Source organism: Johannesbaptistia floridana (assembly GCF_057440575.1).
Genome location: NZ_JALKVM010000351.1, coordinates 19,935 through 38,349, shown reverse-complemented (window position 1 = coordinate 38,349; position 18,415 = coordinate 19,935). Strand labels below are relative to the sequence as shown.

Annotated in this window: 13 protein-coding genes; 10 read left to right on the top strand and 3 right to left on the bottom strand. The window is 35.9% G+C overall.

Annotation, left to right across the window (positions count from 1 at the left end):
• Positions 1-101: 101 nt before the first annotated feature.
• Complete coding sequence (locus MW688_RS19420; protein ID WP_486737667.1) at positions 102-1,277, top strand: LL-diaminopimelate aminotransferase; 1,176 nt, start codon at positions 102-104, stop codon at positions 1,275-1,277.
• A 247-nt stretch (positions 1,278-1,524) separates the two neighbouring features.
• Here MW688_RS19420 and MW688_RS19415 read toward each other — a convergent pair whose 3' ends face one another.
• Together MW688_RS19415 and MW688_RS19410 are read right to left on the bottom strand one after the other, a co-directional pair.
• On the bottom strand, positions 1,525-1,818 hold the full coding sequence (locus MW688_RS19415) for a type II toxin-antitoxin system RelE/ParE family toxin (protein ID WP_486737666.1): 294 nt from the start codon (positions 1,816-1,818) through the stop codon (positions 1,525-1,527).
• Positions 1,803-1,991: a hypothetical protein gene (locus MW688_RS19410; RefSeq protein ID WP_486737665.1), complete on the bottom strand. Its 189-nt coding sequence runs from the start codon at positions 1,989-1,991 to the stop codon at positions 1,803-1,805. The genes MW688_RS19415 and MW688_RS19410 overlap by 16 nt, the downstream gene beginning before the upstream one ends.
• Positions 1,992-2,282: 291 nt before the next feature.
• On the opposite strand from MW688_RS19410, the gene MW688_RS19405 reads away from it, so the two are divergent.
• Positions 2,283-5,294: an AAA family ATPase gene (locus tag MW688_RS19405; protein WP_486737664.1), complete on the top strand. Its 3,012-nt coding sequence runs from the start codon at positions 2,283-2,285 to the stop codon at positions 5,292-5,294.
• A 46-nt stretch (positions 5,295-5,340) separates the two neighbouring features.
• Here the strand turns inward: MW688_RS19405 and ppk1 are convergent, their stop codons facing one another.
• Positions 5,341-7,518 carry a polyphosphate kinase 1 gene (gene ppk1 / locus MW688_RS19400; protein ID WP_486737663.1) on the bottom strand — a complete coding sequence of 726 codons (2,178 nt, stop codon included), beginning with the start codon at positions 7,516-7,518 and terminating at the stop codon, positions 5,341-5,343.
• A 249-nt stretch (positions 7,519-7,767) separates the two neighbouring features.
• On the opposite strand from ppk1, the gene MW688_RS19395 reads away from it, so the two are divergent.
• From MW688_RS19395 to MW688_RS19360, 8 genes are all read left to right on the top strand, one after another.
• On the top strand, positions 7,768-9,918 hold the full coding sequence (locus tag MW688_RS19395; RefSeq protein WP_486737662.1) for a polyribonucleotide nucleotidyltransferase: 2,151 nt from the start codon (positions 7,768-7,770) through the stop codon (positions 9,916-9,918).
• Positions 9,919-10,028: 110 nt separating this feature from the next.
• Entirely contained in the window at positions 10,029-10,985 is a 957-nt protein-coding gene (locus MW688_RS19390; protein ID WP_486737661.1) for an Npun_F2552 family protein, read from the top strand.
• A gap of 105 nt (positions 10,986-11,090) precedes the next feature.
• The gene (locus MW688_RS19385; protein WP_486737660.1) at positions 11,091-11,270 is read left to right on the top strand and encodes a TLTLP motif-containing protein; all 180 of its coding nucleotides are present in this window, start codon (positions 11,091-11,093) and stop codon (positions 11,268-11,270) included.
• Positions 11,271-11,375: 105 nt separating this feature from the next.
• A complete protein-coding gene (locus MW688_RS19380; protein WP_486737659.1) occupies positions 11,376-11,885 on the top strand; it encodes an inorganic diphosphatase in 510 nt (169 codons plus the stop codon).
• A 127-nt stretch (positions 11,886-12,012) separates the two neighbouring features.
• Positions 12,013-12,366 carry an NAD(P)H-quinone oxidoreductase subunit M gene (gene ndhM / locus MW688_RS19375; protein WP_486737658.1) on the top strand — a complete coding sequence of 118 codons (354 nt, stop codon included), beginning with the start codon at positions 12,013-12,015 and terminating at the stop codon, positions 12,364-12,366.
• Between the two features lie 335 nt (positions 12,367-12,701).
• Entirely contained in the window at positions 12,702-14,660 is a 1,959-nt protein-coding gene (locus MW688_RS19370) for a PP2C family protein-serine/threonine phosphatase (RefSeq protein ID WP_486737657.1), read from the top strand.
• 160 nt (positions 14,661-14,820) lie between these two features.
• A complete protein-coding gene (locus tag MW688_RS19365) occupies positions 14,821-16,701 on the top strand; it encodes a GAF domain-containing sensor histidine kinase (protein ID WP_486737656.1) in 1,881 nt (626 codons plus the stop codon).
• 31 nt (positions 16,702-16,732) lie between these two features.
• A complete protein-coding gene (locus tag MW688_RS19360; RefSeq protein WP_486737655.1) occupies positions 16,733-18,415 on the top strand; it encodes an ABC1 kinase family protein in 1,683 nt (560 codons plus the stop codon).

Sequence of the window (18,415 nt, the reverse complement as noted above, 5' to 3'; positions counted from 1 at the left end):
CTAAAACATTATCTAACTGAGTCAGCTCAAAAATCATCTTATAGATTATCTGTTTCAATAATGATAACATTCTTTAGTATTGTCTAAATCTATAGTTACCTATGCAATTTGCCAAACGCTTGGAAAAAATTCCCCCCTATTTGTTCGCTGAACTAGATCGCAAACGAGATCAACTTATTAGTCAAGGAGTTGACATTATCAATATGGGAGTAGGTGACCCCGATCAACCTACTCCCGAACACGTAGTGAAAACTATGCACGAAGCCATTGATGATCCCTCCACTCACAACTATCCCCCCTATCAAGGCACTAAAGAATATCGCCAAGCTGCCGCAGCTTGGATGGAAAAGCGTTTTGGAGTTAAAGATTTAAATCCTGATACAGAAATTGTTTCTTCCATAGGTTCAAAAGAAGCAATTCACAACACCTTTTTAGCTTTTGTTGAGGCTGGGGATTATACTCTAATTCCCGACCCCGGATATCCTGTTTATCGCACATCTACTATTTTCGCCGGTGGAGAAGCTAAAACCATGCCCCTGGTAGCAGAAAATAACTTTTTACCAGATTTAACCGCAATTCCTAGTGAAATTGCTCGCCAAGCTAAATTACTGTGGATTAATTACCCTAATAATCCCACAGGTGCCATCGCCTCTATAGACTTTTTTACAGAATTAGTCGCCTTTTGTCGAGAGTATGATATTCTTTTATGCCACGACCACGCCTACTCAGAAATGTCCTACGATGGATATAAACCCCCCAGTATTTTAGAAGTGCCCGGCGCTAAAGATGTAGCCATTGAATTTCATAGTACCTCTAAATCTTATAATATGACTGGTTGGCGTATTGGGTTCGTCTGTGGAAATGCTACCGGAATAAAAGGTCTAGGACAAGTTAAAACTAATATCGACTCCGGTGCCTTCAAAGCCATACAAAGAGCAGCTATCTCTGCCTTTGAAACCAATCCGACAGATTTAGCTGAACTTATGTCCGTTTATCAGCGTAGACGAGATATCATCGTAGAAGGGTTACAATCCCTAGGTTGGCCAATCACTGCCCCCAAAGCTACTCTCTATGTGTGGGCACCAGTTCCCTCAGGCTACACCTCCACTGACTTCGTGAGTCTGCTTTTAGAAAAATGTGGAATCTTAGTCCCCCCCGGAAATGGCTACGGTGCAGAAGGAGAAGGCTTTTTCCGTATTGCCTTAACTGTACCAGATGAGCGCATGATCCTAGCTATACAACGCCTCAAAGAGGCAGGCATTAGCTATAACCAATAAATTTAGCTTCTTCAAGACAACAACCCCCACGCCTCTATCTTGAGATAAGCGTGGGGAAAATCTCCAAAAATATAATCATAGTTCACCCTAGAAGGTGGTCATCTTTGGCCCTAGATTTGAAATCCAGGGCCAAAGATGACCGAAAAAATAAGGTTACAAGCCCATTCCTTTAGGGGTGAAACAAAAACATAAGTTTTTATTTCAAGAATAATCCTTAAGGCTTATCTATTTCCGAATTCCTTTGACTTTAACCTTCTAAGCTAAGCAACATTTTACTGTGAACAACAGTCGCTATAGTTATAGTTTCACCTTCTATTTGATAAATTACTCGATAACTATAACTCCAAACTTCACGTATATTGGAATCATCAAACTCGATGAGAGTATTGCCAGCAAAAGGAGAACTCGCTAACTGTCTAGTTTCAGCTATGAGTTTGCGCACAATCGCCGCAGCATAAGAAGGTGAATCACGAGCAATGTAAACAGCGATCGCGTCAATATCTTCAATTGCTTGAGAAGACCATACTACCTTATAAGCCATTTACTAAGAATTCCCTCCGCTTCCTCTTGTTTAAACTTTTCTTCCTTTTTGGCTATTTCTAAGCCTTGACGAATTTTCTCAATAACATAAATATGATACTGGATATCTTCTACAGGAGAGTCATCCGGTAATTTACTCAAAAGCAATGCTATTTTTTCTTTGGTTGTCTTCATCAGCCTGGTGAGAAATTGAAAATTGGCTCTGAGTTAATATCCTATCCGATTATGGTTAGTTTTTATCTATTTTTCCCCTAAGAATTGTTGAAAATTTTTGGCATCCCTGAATCTCTGTCTGAATCCCTGATGCCACAAGACTTAAAACTAAGCATTGCCCATAATTTTTTTTGGCTTTTATGTTTAATACTTTGATTTATAAATCGAAAAATGTCATATTTTTTTGATAATAGTGCAGTTGTACTGTTTAAAATGGATCGTAACTAGTTTACATCCTGTTAAGATTGAAGCATGATTCCCCTACAGCTAACCCTGAGAAATTTTCTAAGTTATCGTGAAGCTACTCTAGACTTTCGCGGTTTACATACTGCTTGTATTTGTGGTTCAAATGGTGCAGGTAAATCCTCTCTTTTAGAAGCAATTACTTGGGCAATGTGGGGAAAAACTCGTGCCGCTAGTGAAGATGACTTGATTCATACAGGCTTTAATGATCTTAGAGTCGATTTTCAATTTAGTAATGATGATGAAGTATATCGAGTAATTCGTAATCGAAAGCGTGGAAGTAGCGATGATTTACAACTTCAAATTGCTAAGGATAATGTTTTCTGCCCTTTGAGTATAAAAGGTAAAAAAGCTACTCAAGATAAAATCGATGAATGTGTCAAAATAGATTATGAAACCTTCACCAATTCTGCCTACTTGCGTCAAGGTAAAGCTGATCAATTTATGTTGCTCAAACCCAGCGATCGCCAAAAATTTCTCGCCAATTTACTGAAATTAGATCAGTATGAAGAATTAAGCAACAAAGCTAAAGACAAGGCTAATCGCTATAAAACTCAACTGGATTTTTTTAAATCAAAAACTGATGAATTACAGAAAAAAATATCCACCAAGGGCGAACAAAAAACTAAATTAGCTGCAATAGAAACACTAATTTCTGAAAATGAGCAAAAAAAGCAAACAATCACCCAAAAACTTGAAAAGCTACACAGTCAAAACCAAGAAAAAAAGCAATTACTTGAAAAACTAACCTCATTAAAAACTCAATCTCAACAAAGCCAACAAGACAAAAGTCGCCAAGTTCGAGAATACCAAAGAATTGAGCACCAACTACAACAGTTAAACAATCTACTTCAACAGGAGGCAGAAATTACTCAAAACTACCAAGAATTCCTACAGCTACAAACAACTGAAGAAAATCTTAGGCAGAAATCAGAAGCCTATCAAAATGCACAGCAGCAAAAAGGAAAACTAGAACAAAAAATACAACAAAAACAACATCAATTAGATTTAGAACGCTCAAATGCCATCACTAGCTTCAAGGAATTAGAGCAACGAGAACAATCTGTCGCCGCAACTCTTCAAAATTGGCCCACAGTTGAAGCAGGTTTGATTAAATTACGTCAATGTCGCGAACATCTCAATCAATTAAATCAACAACAACAAGCATTTATTCCCCTAAGAGACCAAAAAGAGAGCAAAAAAATGCAGATAGAAAAACTCAAAGCGACAACTACTGCTCAACTTAATCAATTAAAGCAAAAAATGTCTCAATTAGATCATCAAACATCTAGTTTAGAGGAAAAACGTCAAGCCTTACAAAAAGTAAACAATGACATTGATAATTTAGATAAACAACGTAATTACCAAGAAAGACTACAACAAAAACTGCGAGAACAAATTACTAACACAGAAAGATTAGGACAACAACTAATTAATAATCAGCAAAAAGTAACAGAATTGCTTAAAAAACTACAAATCCTTGCAGATAATCAAGCTAATTGTCCTCTTTGTGAACAAGCCTTGAATGAGCATCATCGCCGACAGGTAGTTGATAAAACTGAAAAGGAAAAACAAACTATTGAACAACATTCCTGGTTAATTGAAGAAAGTCAAAATCACTCTCAACAAGAAATTGCTAAGTTAAATCAGCAAATTCAATTAATAGTCGCAGAATTGAAAAACTATGATCGCCTTAATCAACAATATGGACAATTAGAAAATGAGTTAGATAATATTGCTACTCTCTCTCAAGAAAAGAAAAAAACTAAAAAACAAATTCATCAGATTGAAACCTCTTTAGCTAATGGTAGTTATGCAGAAAGCCTATACAGGGAACTACAAGAAGTTGAAGAACAACTAAGGCAACTCAACTACGATGAAAAAACCCACAGCATAGTTAGAGAAGAAGAAAGAAATCTTAGCAAAATAGAAATTCAATACCGACAAATAAAAGACGCACAAAAGGAACAAGCTCAAATTAATACTAAAAAACCCGAAATTGTAGCTACAATAGATAGTTTATTAGCTCAAATAACTAGTTTGAAGGAAAATTCGCCCCTTTTGCAGCAACTAAAGGAAGTGGAAGCTTATTTAAGTGAACTTAATTATAATCTTAGTGAACATAATCAGGTGAGAGAAGCAGTTAAAAACACTAATCACTATCAATTCAAATATCAAGAATTACTTAAAGCTAAAAAGGAATATCCCCAAAAGCAAGAAGAGAGAGATAGGATTAATCATTATCAACAGGAGATAAGTGCGAGAATTCAAACTTTAGAACAAGAGATACAGCAAATAAGACAACAACTTGCTGAAACAGGTGATAATCAAGAGGAAATTAATTCTCTAGAAGCAGAAAAATATCAAACAGAGGAGAAGATTCGTCAATTATTAATTGAAAAAGGAGTGACGACTCAAACCTTGAAAGAATTAGAAAATCTAGAACAGGAAACACAAGAATATATCTCTGGGTCAGAAATCGCTACCACTAAAAAACGTATTTATGATGAATTAACCAACGCCTTCGGTAAAAAAGGCATTCAAGCTTTAATGATTGAGAATATATTACCCTATTTAGAAACAGAAACTAATCGAATTCTCTCTAGACTCACTCATAATCAGTTCCACGTTAACTTTGTTACTCAAAAACCACGGAGTAAAAACAATGATCAAATGATCGAAACTCTAGAAATAATTATCGCCGATAGTCAAGGGAAACGATCCTATGAAACTTATTCAGGGGGAGAAGCATTTCGCATTAATTTTGCTATTCGTTTGGCTTTGTCTAAACTACTCGCTCAAAGAGCTGGCGCTTCTCTACAATTACTAATTATAGACGAGGGTTTTGGTACTCAAGATCAAGAAGGATGCGAAAGACTGATAGCCGCTATCAATGCGATCGCCAATGATTTTTCCTGTATCCTTACTGTTACCCATATACCTCAATTCAAAGAAGCATTTCAAACTCATATTGAGGTTTTTAAAACTCCAGAAGGTTCTCATCTAAGTTTATCTAAATAAGCGATCTCCCTTAGGTTGAGATTTTAAGAGCGATCGCTTATTGGTATTAACTCATGGTTTTAGATAGTTGCATTGCGGTATCCATCAGAGTTTGATGAGTCCCCTGTTCTTTTTCTCCTTCCTTGGGATGTCTTAGTTTATAAGTTCCATCGGCTTCCAATTCCCAGGCTTGACGATTATCCGCCAACATAACACCTATTATTTCTTGGATATCTTTAAAAACCTCAGGATCTTCTATTGGGGTAACAGCTTCAACTCGGCGATCTAAATTACGAGACATCCAATCAGCGCTCCCGATGTATATCTCTTCATCACCACCATTATGGAAATAAAAAATACGAGAATGTTCTAGAAAACGACCAATAATACTAATTACTCGAATATTTTCGCTAATTCCCTCTAATCCAGGACGTAAACAGCAGATACCACGAACAATCAGATCAATTTGTACACCAGCGATGGAAGCTTCATATAAACATTTGATCATCTCAAAATCCACTAGGGAGTTAACTTTGATAATCATTCTTCCCGTGTTACCATTTTGACAATGGTCAATTTCACGCTTAATCAGGGCAATCATGCGATCCCGTAAACTAACCGGAGCAATTAATAATTTACGGTAGGATTTTTGGCGAGAATAACCAGTCAAAAAATTAAATAAATCCGTTAAATCAGCACCTAAATCATCTCGACAACTGAATAAACCTAAATCTGTATATAATTTGGCAGTTTTCGGGTTATAGTTTCCTGTGCCAATGTGAACATAGCGATAAATTTCCTGTTTTTCCTGGCGCACTACCAAGACCACTTTAGTATGAGTTTTTAAACCCACTAAACCGTATACCACATGAACTCCAGCTTGTTCTAACTTTCGCGCCCAATTAATATTATTTTCCTCATCAAAGCGAGCTTTTAACTCTACTAAAGCAACTACTTGTTTACCATTTTCCGCCGCCGCAATTAAGGCTTTGATAATAGGAGAATCACCGGAGGTCCGATACAGAGTCATTTTAATAGCTTGAACCTGAGGATCATGGGCCGCCTGGGTAATAAATCTTTGTACACTTCCACTAAAAGAATGATAGGGATGATGTACTAAAACATCACCTTCACGAATAATGCTAAAAATATCCTCTCCTTCTCCAGAAGAAGATTCAAAATTCCCCAAAGTATTTAATTCACCTAAACGACTCAGACGAGGATGATTTACTGCACTCCACGGTTTATCTTTGAGCTCTTCTAAAGGTAGAGACATAAAAGAGAATAAATCGTTTAACGCCAATAAACCGTTGATTTTATATATATCAATCTCCTCCAGATTAAGATCTTTCATGAGCACATTGCCAATATTATCAGGCATAGAAGCATGTACTTCTAATCTGACTGCATTTCTGCCCACGCGACGTTTACGAACTTCTTCTTCAATTGCTATTAACAAATCATCGGCTTCTTCTTCTTCTAGAGTAATATCAGCGTTACGAGTTACTCGAAATGGATGGCACTCTTGTACATTCATTCCCGGAAATAGATTTTGTAAATTATGGGCAATAATTTGTTCTAAAGGTACACCTACCCAAATAGAAGCCTTTTGACTATCCTCTGATTGTCTTAAGCCTTTAGGTAAACAGACAAAACGAGGCAAAATATTTGTAGGGACTTTAACTCTAGCAAATAGTTCCTCTTGAGTTTCTGGATTTTGTACCACCACCGCTAAGTTTAGACTTAAATTAGAGATATAGGGAAAAGGATGAGAAGGATCCACTGCTAAAGGGGTTAACACCGGGAAAATATTTTCTTCAAAGTAATCTTTGAAATAATTACGTTGTTCTTGAGATAAATCTACATAATTAGTCAAATATACTCCATGATTGGTAAGTTCTGCTTTTAGATTGTTCTCAAAGTTTTCCGATTGTTTTTGCACCAGAGGGCGTAAACGTTCGCTAATTTCTTCAAGTTGTTCTCCAGGAGTTCTCCCATCAAAGGTAAATTTATTGACATTTGCTTCTACTTGTTTTTTTAAACCCGCTACCCTAACCATGAAAAATTCGTCTAAATTAGAGGTGAAAATCGCCGTAAATTTCAACCGTTCTAGTAACGGAGTACGAGAATCTATCCCTTGATACAAGACGCGATAGTTAAAATCTAACCAACTTAACTCTCTGTTAAAATAATATTCTGATTTAGTTAAATCAATAGCATCCGTTTTTGTTTTAGATTTACTCATAACTTTTGCCCTTAGTTTTGTGTTTATCTTACTTAAGCTAAATTACTTTTGCTCATAATCTTAGCTTGACTTTGAGAAAGATAAGATTATGATTAGGTTAAGAAAATTTCTTGACTGCATATTTCAACAAGTATTTTTGCAGTTTAAAGTAATTAAAATAATACATAATCATCCAATCCATTTACCCCTAGTGCAAAAGAAAATGTTACTATTACCTATAAGAAAGATGAATCAAGGAAAATAAGTGGAATGCAAGAAATCGATAGATCTATATCCTTTGATGGTAGGGATATTAGGATCAGAACAGGGATGTTAGCTCCCCAAGCAGGAGGAGCAGTATTAATCCAATCAGGAGACACTGCGGTTCTCGTTACAGCCACTAGAGCACAAGGCAGAGAAGGAGTAGATTTTTTACCTCTGATTGTAGATTACGAAGAAAGATTATATGCAGTAGGAAGAATCCCCGGTGGTTTTTTGAGAAGAGAAGGAAGACCACCAGAAAAAGCTACCTTAACTAGTCGTTTGATAGATAGACCTCTACGGCCATTATTTCCCAGTTGGATTAGAGACGATATTCAAATTGTAGCGACTACTTTGTCTTTAGATGAAGAAGTTCCACCAGACGTATTAGCAGTAACAGGAGCTTCCGTAGCCGTATTACTAGCAAAAATCCCATTCTATGGACCAATGGCAGCAGTAAGAGTGGGCTTAGTGGGAGATGACTTTATCATTAATCCTAGCTACAAAGAAGTAGAACAAGGAGATTTAGATTTAGTAGTAGCGGGAAGCCCAGAAGGGGTAGTAATGGTAGAAGCAGGAGCTAATCAACTACCAGAACAAGATATTATTGAAGCCATTGACTTCGGTTATGAAGCAGTCCAAGAACTAATCAAAAACCAAAAAAGTTTAGTAGAAGAGTTGGGTCTAGAACAAACCATAGAAGAACCACCTCCAGTTAATGTAGAACTACAAAAATGGATTGAGAGCAAAAGTGGTGAAAGCATTCAAGAAATTTTAGAACAATATCATTTGAGCAAAAAAGAACGGGACGATGCTTTAGAGTTAATCAAAGAAACTCAAATCAATGAAGCGATCGCTCAACTAGATCCAGAAGAACCTCTAAAAATAGAAGTAGAAGAAGACCCCAAATTAGTCTCCAAGCTATTCAAAGATTTGACCAAGAAACTAATGCGCAATCAAATTATTGAAAAAAACATTAGAGTTGATGGTCGTAAATTAGACGAAGTTAGACCAATATCTTGTCAAATCGGATTGTTACCAAAAAGAGTACACGGAAGTGCAATTTTCACTAGAGGTTTAACCCAAGTATTATCTTTAGCTACACTTGGTACACCGGGAGACGCCCAAGAGTTAGTAGATGATTTACACCCAGATGACGAAAAGCGTTACCTCCATCACTATAACTTTCCACCCTTCTCCGTAGGAGAAACTAAACCAATGCGCTCTCCCGGCCGTCGTGAAATCGGACATGGTGCCTTAGCAGAAAGAGCGATAGTTCCAGTTTTACCCAACCAGGAAGAATTTCCCTACGTGATTCGAGTCGTGTCAGAAGTACTCTCGTCTAATGGTTCTACTTCAATGGGTTCAGTTTGTGGATCCACCCTATCTTTGATGGATGCCGGAGTACCCCTGAAAAAACCCGTTAGCGGTGCCGCTATGGGCTTAATTAAAGAAGGAGAAGAAGTTCGGATTCTCACAGATATCCAAGGAATAGAAGATTTTCTCGGTGATATGGACTTTAAAGTAGCCGGCACTGATACAGGAATTACTGCTCTACAAATGGATATGAAAATCACCGGATTAAAAGTAGAAGTAATAGCTCAAGCTATTCAACAAGCTAGACCAGCACGTCTTCATATCCTCGATAAGATGTTAAGTGTAATTAGTGAACCAGTTAAAACACTCTCCCCCTACGCTCCTCGTTTACTATCCCTGAAAATTGATCCAGATTTAATCGGTTTAGTTATTGGACCTGGAGGTAAAACCATCAAAGGTATTACCGAGCAAACAGGAGCTAAAATAGATATCAGTGATGATGGCACAGTCACAATTTCCGCCGTAGAAGGGGAAAAAGGAGAAGAGGCGAAAAAACTTATCTACAACATGACCCGTAAACTCAAAGAAGGTGATGTGTATGTAGGTCAAGTAACTCGAATTATTCCTATAGGAGCATTTGTTGAAGTAATCCCCGGAAAAGAAGGAATGATACATATCTCACAACTAGCAGAAGGCAGAGTAGGAAAAGTAGAAGATGAATTGGCAGTAGGTGATGAAGTAGTGGTTAAAGTTAGAGAAATAGACTCTAAAGGTCGTTTAAATCTAACTCGTCTGGGAATTCATCCCGATGAAGCCGCCGCCGCCCGCGCCGCCGCCATGTAAACTCTAAAAGTCAAGAAAAAAAAGGTAACAAGAGGAAGTTAAATGAATTCGGAATTCGGAATTTTATATCTTTAATTCGGAATTCATCTAATCCTCGACTTCTAAAAATCATGAGAGATAAATCTACAGTAAGCTTACTAAAAGCCAATTCATACGAAATTGAACAGCTACAGCAGCAAATCACACAACTACTCGAACCCTGGGGGGGCATGAGTCATTTTGTCAAACCAGGAGATCGCGTCCTCCTAAAACCTAACCTACTTACCGGAAATCGCCCCGGCAGTGAATGTATCACTCGCCCGGAAGTAGTTTTATGTGTTGCAAGAATGGTTAAAGAAGTAGGCGGTAACCCCTTTATCGGCGATAGCCCTGCCTTCGGCACCGCTAAAGGGGTAATTAAAGCTAACGGTTACTTACCTATGATTGAAGCCCTATCTGTCCCTATTGTAGAATGGAAAAGCTCCAATTATCCAGCTAAGAGCAAGAGCTTCAAACAACTACGCCTCTCCCGACAAGCAATGGATGCTGATGTGGTGATTAATCTTCCTAAGGTGAAATCTCATAGTCAGTTAACTCTAACTTTGGGGGTGAAAAACCTCTTCGGTTGTGTGCCAGGGAAAATGAAAGCCTGGTGGCATACAGAAGCCGGAAAAGATGTCCAACGCTTCGCCACTATGCTCATAGCTACAGCTCGCACCATTGACCCAGATTTAACTATTATCGACGGGATTATCGGTCATCAAGGAAATGGACCCAGTGGCGGCGAACCAAGACCCCTGGGCATATTGGGAGCCTCTAACGATGTTTTCGCCCTAGATTGGAGCTTCGCTACTATCCTCTCAGTATCTCCTGAATTAGTACCAACTCTTATGGCTCAAGCTAATCTCGGTCTCACCTCGGATTTGAACCAAATCTCTTTTCCCCAATTAACTCCAGAAGCATTGGTGATCAATGATTGGAAATTGCCAGACACTATTCAACCTATCGATTTCGGGTTACCAAGAATTATACGTTCTACCTTTAAACATCTCTATATTCGTTGGATTAGAGAACCTCTAGAAATTTAAGCTACACATTTATCTTAATTTATGTGTCTATGATACAATTTTCCCCAAAAAATTGGTTACAATATAATAGTTAAAGCAAAAATATCAACTAATAACTAATTCTGTATGGAATCCAGTGGCCCGTCACCAAAAGCCTCTCATTCGTCCTCAAAAAATTGGGGAGAAGTAATTGGAACGTTAATTGCAGTGTTAACCCTGATTTTACCCCTGTTCTTCACTACTCACTATTCCGAAGATATAGACCTGAAAACTAGTCATCAACAAACTTATGTAGAAGGAAAATAATATATAAAGAAAATATATTAACAAAATATATTAAGAAAATAATTGATGAAGGGGACAATTGTGTGTAGAATACCTGACTAGGTAAATAAAATTTGGAGAAACTTCGTGGATTTATCCCTAATTCCAGCTCAGCCTAAGTCAGGCTTGGTTAATGTGCTTATCGAAATTCCAGCAGGAAGTAAAAATAAATACGAATTTGATAAAGATTTAAATGCTTTTGCTTTAGATCGTGTACTGTACTCTTCAGTAGCATACCCTTATGATTACGGGTTTATCCCCAATACCCTGGCAGATGATGGCGATCCTCTAGACGGGATGGTAATTATTGATCAACCAACATTTCCAGGTTGTGTAATTGCAGCGAAACCAATCGGGCTGTTAGAAATGATTGATGGTGGCGATCGCGATGAAAAAATTCTCTGCGTTCCCGCAAAAGATCCTAGATATGCCCAAGTAACATCTTTAAAAGATATAGCAGAACACAGATTGGAGGAAATAGCTGAATTTTTTAGAAGCTACAAAAATCTAGAGAAAAAAGTTACTGAAATTCTCGGATGGAAAGATGTAGATGCAGTAAACTCTCTAGTAGAAACTTGCATTAAAGCAGCTAAATAAAAAATTAGACATGGCGCCCATAGATTTTTTCTGGAGAGATAAACTGTGTGCGCCATTGCTTTTTACCATCAGTAAAAAATGCTATAATTATGAAAACCTAAAATATATTATTTTTAGAAAAATAATTATGTTACTAAAATCGACTACTCGTCATGTTCGGATTTACGCAGCAGAAATTCAGAAAAATGAACTGATAAAAAGCGATCACGTATTGACTCTAGATGTAGACCCAGATAATGAATTTAACTGGACAGAAGAAACTTTACAGAATGTTTACCGTAAATTTGATGAGTTGGTAGAAAGCTACAGCGGATCAGAATTAACAGATTATAACCTACGTCGGATAGGTTCAGACTTAGAACACTTTATTGGGACTCTCCTAGAAAAAGGTAAAATTAGCTACAACCTAGAGGCAAAAGTACTAAACTACAGTATGGGATTGCCAAAAATAGATAATCCAGTTAGCCAAGGAAAGTATTAAGAGGCCCTTTGTCAGGAGAGAGATGGCAAAATGAGGTACAGAGGTTAAGGGAGGAGAAAGGAACAGAAAGAAAGAGCAAAAAATGTACCTCACTACAGTGAAAAAGGCAAGAGAAGCATTAATCTAGTTAATAACACAAATATTAATTAATAAAAAAAGAATATGCTATAGTAAGGAAAACAAGGATTTTGCTATGTAGAGCAAAATAAATAATGAGCCGATGATTAGACTGGAAAATAAATAATCCAGGCAAAAAAAATAAAATTTGGTGAGAAGAAAAAGACCAAAAACTAATTGATAAAAGCTTGGAGATAGTTAGAAGATAGATTATCTTAATGGAAAATAATTTAGCAAAAATTAAGTGTACTAATCCAAGTTGTCACGAACAAAACTTAGTATCAGAGAGATATTGTAGTAAATGTCGGACACCAATACCGCAACTATATCTGTGGGGAATTGGAGAAGAAGCAAAAAAGTTTAAAGTAGGAGAAATTATAGGCGATCGCTACTTGGTAAAACACCCAAAGCTATTTTTAGACACAAAACCATCGGACTTACCAGAAACTCCAGAAAAAATACCAAATCAAATATTACCATATTTACTACTATTTCCATACTATCTACATATACCCCAAGTTTATGGCTTGCTGCCTAATACCCTAAATAAAACTATTTGGTTACTAGAATATAATTATTTACCAATAACTGAGGGAAATAAACAGCCACTGCCAGAAATATTTCCCAGGCTAACAAAAGCATGGCCAGAAGCATCGGCCCTACGCCAATTAAACTGGCTGTGGCAAATAGCTAAACTATGGCAACCTTTACAGACGAAAAACGTCGCCGCAAGTTTACTAAATCCCGCCTTGTTAAAAGTAAAAGGAAGCATTATTCAACTACAAGAATTAGATCTAAATCCCGGCAAAACCCCAAAAATAGGAGAATTGGGAAAGGTTTGGTCGGAGTGGATAGACAATGCAGACCCGAAAATAAGGGATTTTTTAAGCAAAATATGCAAAAATCTGAAAACAGAATCAATAACTCAACCAAAAGAATTAATTACAGTCCTAGACGAAGCTAGTTATAAAATAGGACAACAACAAGAGAGAACATATCAGATTTATACGATAACAGATTCAGGCCCGACAAGAAGTAATAACGAAGATAACTGCTTTCCATCATCAGGAAAATTAGTAGAAAAACCAGAACAAACAATTTTATGTGATGGATTAGGAGGACAAGAAGGAGGCGAGATAGCGTCTAAAATGGCAATTCAATTATTAGCAAAAGATTTGCAGTCAATCAACTTCTTGAAAAAATCTTGGCGACCTCAAAAAAATCTAAGATGGCTAGATAGAATAATTCGTGAGACAAATGATCAAATTAGTCAAAGAAATGATCGCGAAAAAAGACAAGAAAAAAGAAGAATGGGGACAACTCTGTTGATGGCGATCGCTCAAGCCCATGAAATGTATTTAGCCCACATCGGTGACTCCCGTATTTACTTAATTACTAAAAATGGTGCCTATCAAGTAACTTTAGACGATGACTTAGCCTCAAGGGAAGTACGCCTAGGTTATTCCCTGTATCGAAATGCCTTAGAATATCCAACTTCAGGAGCATTAATTCAAGCTTTAGGCATGAGTTCATCTGATAGCCTTTATCCAACCTTACAACGTATAATTATAGATGAAGATTGTGTTTTCTTACTATGTTCTGATGGACTCAGTGATTATGATCGCGTCGAAGAATATTGGGAAACTAAAATTTTACCCATTCTTACAGAAAAATTAACAATTGTTCAATCAGGTAATCAATTAGTTGAAATTGCTAATGAAAAAAATGGTCATGATAATGTTACTGTGGCCTTATTACACTGTAAAGTACAACCTCAAGTACAACCTCAAGTAAAATCAACAGAATCCTCAACAAATTTAGATTGGGAAAAAATTCAAGAGTCTTTGTTTTTATCACAAAGTTCTGAAACTGACTCAGACTTAAATTCCGATTTACCCACCACACCTATTTTAACATCTTCTCTTACTTCCTTCTCAACCTCAAACAAGGAAACCGCCTCAACTACCTCCTCCTCCTCTAATAAAAAATCTAAGGTGATAGCAATTTCTCTTCTAGTTGTTGTTTTAGTTGGTTTATTTGCATACTTACTTAAAGACAAATTTTCTGGGGAATTCCCACAAAATACTCAACCTTCTAATGATTCTTCTTCCCTTTTACAATTTGATTCACAATTCTTGAATTTAAAGCAGATACAAGCAACTGTCTTTTTAGATTGATCTTTTTAGTCATAATTTAGTAAAGTTAATGTATTATACTTGACAATTATCTATCAACAGTAGTAAATCAAAAACTTTGTTAATAATAGGCCAATGATCAAAACCAACCTAGAATAGGGAACAATAAAAATATAAATCTACATCTGTAACTAATTTTAAAATGACTGAACCTGAATCCCTAGCTACGAAAATTTTAGAGTTAATTGCCTCGGATTTATCCTCCGATAGCTGTCTTGAAAAAATTGCTTCTATATTAGGAGAAAGTTTTGGCACCGACGCTTGTATAATTGTGTCTGACAGTTATTTTCCTGTAGTTAAAGGATATTGGTCAAACAGAGTTAACCACAATGTTAATCATCTTGAAAACATAACTATATACTCAGTAGAAGAAACTAAAGAAGCAACAGGTATTAATTTTGTTCAAGAAGAATTATCAGAAACTAAATTAAATAATTTAGCTAAACAGCTAGAGTGGGATTCAATCATATATATAAACACTTACTACGAAGGCAAGGCAAATAGTTTGATTGCCTTGGGGAATTATCAAGGCTATGAGTGGAATCAAACTGAAAAAAATTGTTTAAAACAGTTAACTTTAGTCTTAGGAATCGCCATTCAACAAAAACAGTTATATGAAAAAGAAAAAAAACGCTCTCAATATCAATCTTTTCTCTACAATATCAGTAGAGAAATAGAAAGAGGTAATAATCTCAATCACACTTTAAGGTTATCTTTGATTGGTTTAGGAGCATCTCTCAACCTCAATAAAGGAATGATTTTACATTTAAAATACCAAGACCTGTTTTTTATTTACAATCAAAAACATCAGCTTCCTGAAGCAAAAGTTGAAATTTTATCTTTTTGGGGAAAACAAACTCCACTAAGTAGCAAAGTATTTGACTTAAAAAGCTCTAATTTATGTAAAAAAGCCTGGAAAAATGCCCCTGAAGCTACAGTTATTAACAGTTTAAGTGAAGAAGAAATTGAGTTTTTAGACAATGATTTAACTATTTTTCAAACTCAAAATTTTAACAGTGTGTTGCTAGTGCCTTTAATTAGTAGTAAGCTAGATAATTTATCTCAGGAAATAGTCTTGGGTTTTCTAGTATTGCAAGAACAAAACGAGAGAATCTGGCAAAAGGAAGAACTGAATTTAGTAAAAACTGTAGGCATACACCTAAGTATGGCTATCATTCATCAACAAACTCTGCAAAAAATTCAATCTATTGTAGAAGAAAGGACAAAACAGTTGAAATGGAGTTTGGAGATGCAGAGTAAATTAAAAAGAAAACTCCTAAAACAACTAGAAGAACTACAATATTTAAACAGTATTAAAGACCAATTTATTGATCGTTTGAGTGACGAATTAAGACATCCCCTATCGAGAATAAAAATGGCGATAGCCATGTTAAAATTAACCTACACTAATGAGAGAATTTCTAGTTATCTCGATATTTTAGATGAAGAATGTAATAAAGAAGTAGCTTTAATTAATGACTTATTAACCTTTCAACAAATTAAGTTTGCCCAAGTAGACCTTGATTATCAATCAATTCAAATTCGTCACATAATAGAAAAAGCTAGTAAAGTATTTGAAGCAGATTGGCAAAATAAACAAATTAGTTTATCTATCAATTATCCTGAAGATTCAGATTTAAATATATACTCCGATGAAACCAGTTTAGATCGTATAGTGAAAGAATTGTTAAATAATGCCGGGAAATTTGCCGCGCCAGATACTGAAGTAAATATCTCCGTTGAAGCAACAACAAAAGCCGAGAAGCCAGTTATCCGTATCATCATCACTAATGTAGGAAGAGAAATATCACCCACAGAACAAGCTTATATATTTGAACCATTTTATCAAGGAGAGGATATGAATACAGCAACTTCTCAAGGTACTGGACTTGGTCTATTTTTTGTCAAATCTTTAACGGAACATCTCAATGGTACAATTGAGATTGATAGTCAACCCACTGGTGATAATAATTTATTCTTAACCATATTTACAGTAACTTTACCTATTCTATCCTCTGAATGATAAAAAAAATAATTATTGCTATGATATCATAATGATTACTGATAGTAATACATCTAAACTTTTATTCGCACACCCAACTAGTTATTCCCTAATTAAACGTAAGTTGTATATTTTGAGAATAACGATTCAGTTTTTTATATATATTTGGTGGGATAAAATAACAGGAAATGTTAATACAAAAACCAATAAAAAAAGAGCAGATTGGCTAGTAAAAAAACTCCTAAGTTTAGGTCCAACTTTTATAAAATTAGGGCAAGCTTTATCAACGAGAGCAGATTTGATACCGAGAGAATATATAGAAGCTTTCGGAGAATTGCAAGATAGAGTACCACCATTTAGTTATGTAGAAGTCATCGCTATTATAGAGAATGAGTTCAATAATTTAATTACCAATATTTTTGATAAATTTGAAACAATACCCCTAGCCGCAGCTAGTTTAGGACAAGTTCATCAAGCTACTTTACATACTGGAGAAGCTGTAGTTGTCAAAGTTCAACGAGCAGGTTTAGAGGAATTATTCAATTTAGATTACACTATTGTGCGTCGCTTGGTTAATTTCGGTAATCGTTTCTTACCAGGATTTAAAAAGTACGAAATAACAGCGATTTACCAAGAATTTTTTAGTTTGCTTTACCAAGAAATAGACTATATAAATGAAGGGAAAAATGCTGAGAGATTTCGGGATAACTTTAACAAAAATCCTCAAGTAAGAGTTCCTAAAGTTTATTGGGAATATACAACCAAAAAAGTTTTAACCTTAGAATATTTACCAGGGATAAAAATTAACGATGTAGAAAATTTACAAGCCCAGGGGATCAACACAGATAAACTGATTGAACTAGGTATTTGTAGCTTTTTAAAACAGTTATTAGAAGATGGCTTTTTCCAATCAGATCCCCATCCTGGAAATATGGCAGTAACAAAAGAGGGTGCAATTATCTTCTATGATTTTGGTACCATGACAGAAGTCAAATCTATGGCTAAAGGTCAAATGATTCAGACATTTTTTGCTGTTTTAAGAAAAGATACCGAAACAGTAGTACAAAGTCTTATTTACATGGGTTTAATCGAACCAGTAGGAGACCTGACGCCTATCAAAGCAATTATTGCTTTTTTACTAGATAAGTTTAGAGATAAACCAGTGGATATCAGGGCTTTTGAAGAAGTACAAGAAGAAATCTATTTAATGTTTGAACAACAGCCTTTTCGCTTACCACCTCAGATGACTTTTGTACTTAAATCTTTAACTACCCTAGATGGGATTGCTCGCGCCTTAAATCCAGAATATAATTTATTGGCAGCGAGTCAACCTTTTGTGCGAAATATTGCTCTTTCTCAAAAAGGAGAAATTAATTTACCTATGTTAGTCAGACAAGCTAAAGATTTTTGGAAAAATCGCTTTTCTCAAAATGCCAATGCCGAAGCTTTAATTGAACAGTTAACATCTCGCCTAGAAAGTGGAGATATACAAGTTAGAGTGCGTTCCTTGGAAAATGAACTCCTGTTGAAACGCATTCATATCGCCATTAAAACCTTAGTTTATTCTTCTCTGTTGGGTTTTAGTTTAATTATCGCTATCTTGTTATTAAACAATAATTATAAGCTCTTTGCCTTTGTAGCTTTCGGTTTATCAGGTTTATGGACCTTGTTTTTTCTGCGTTGTTTTTTGAGTTTGATTATTACCGAAAGAGTCAATAATCGCAAAAGTTTGTAG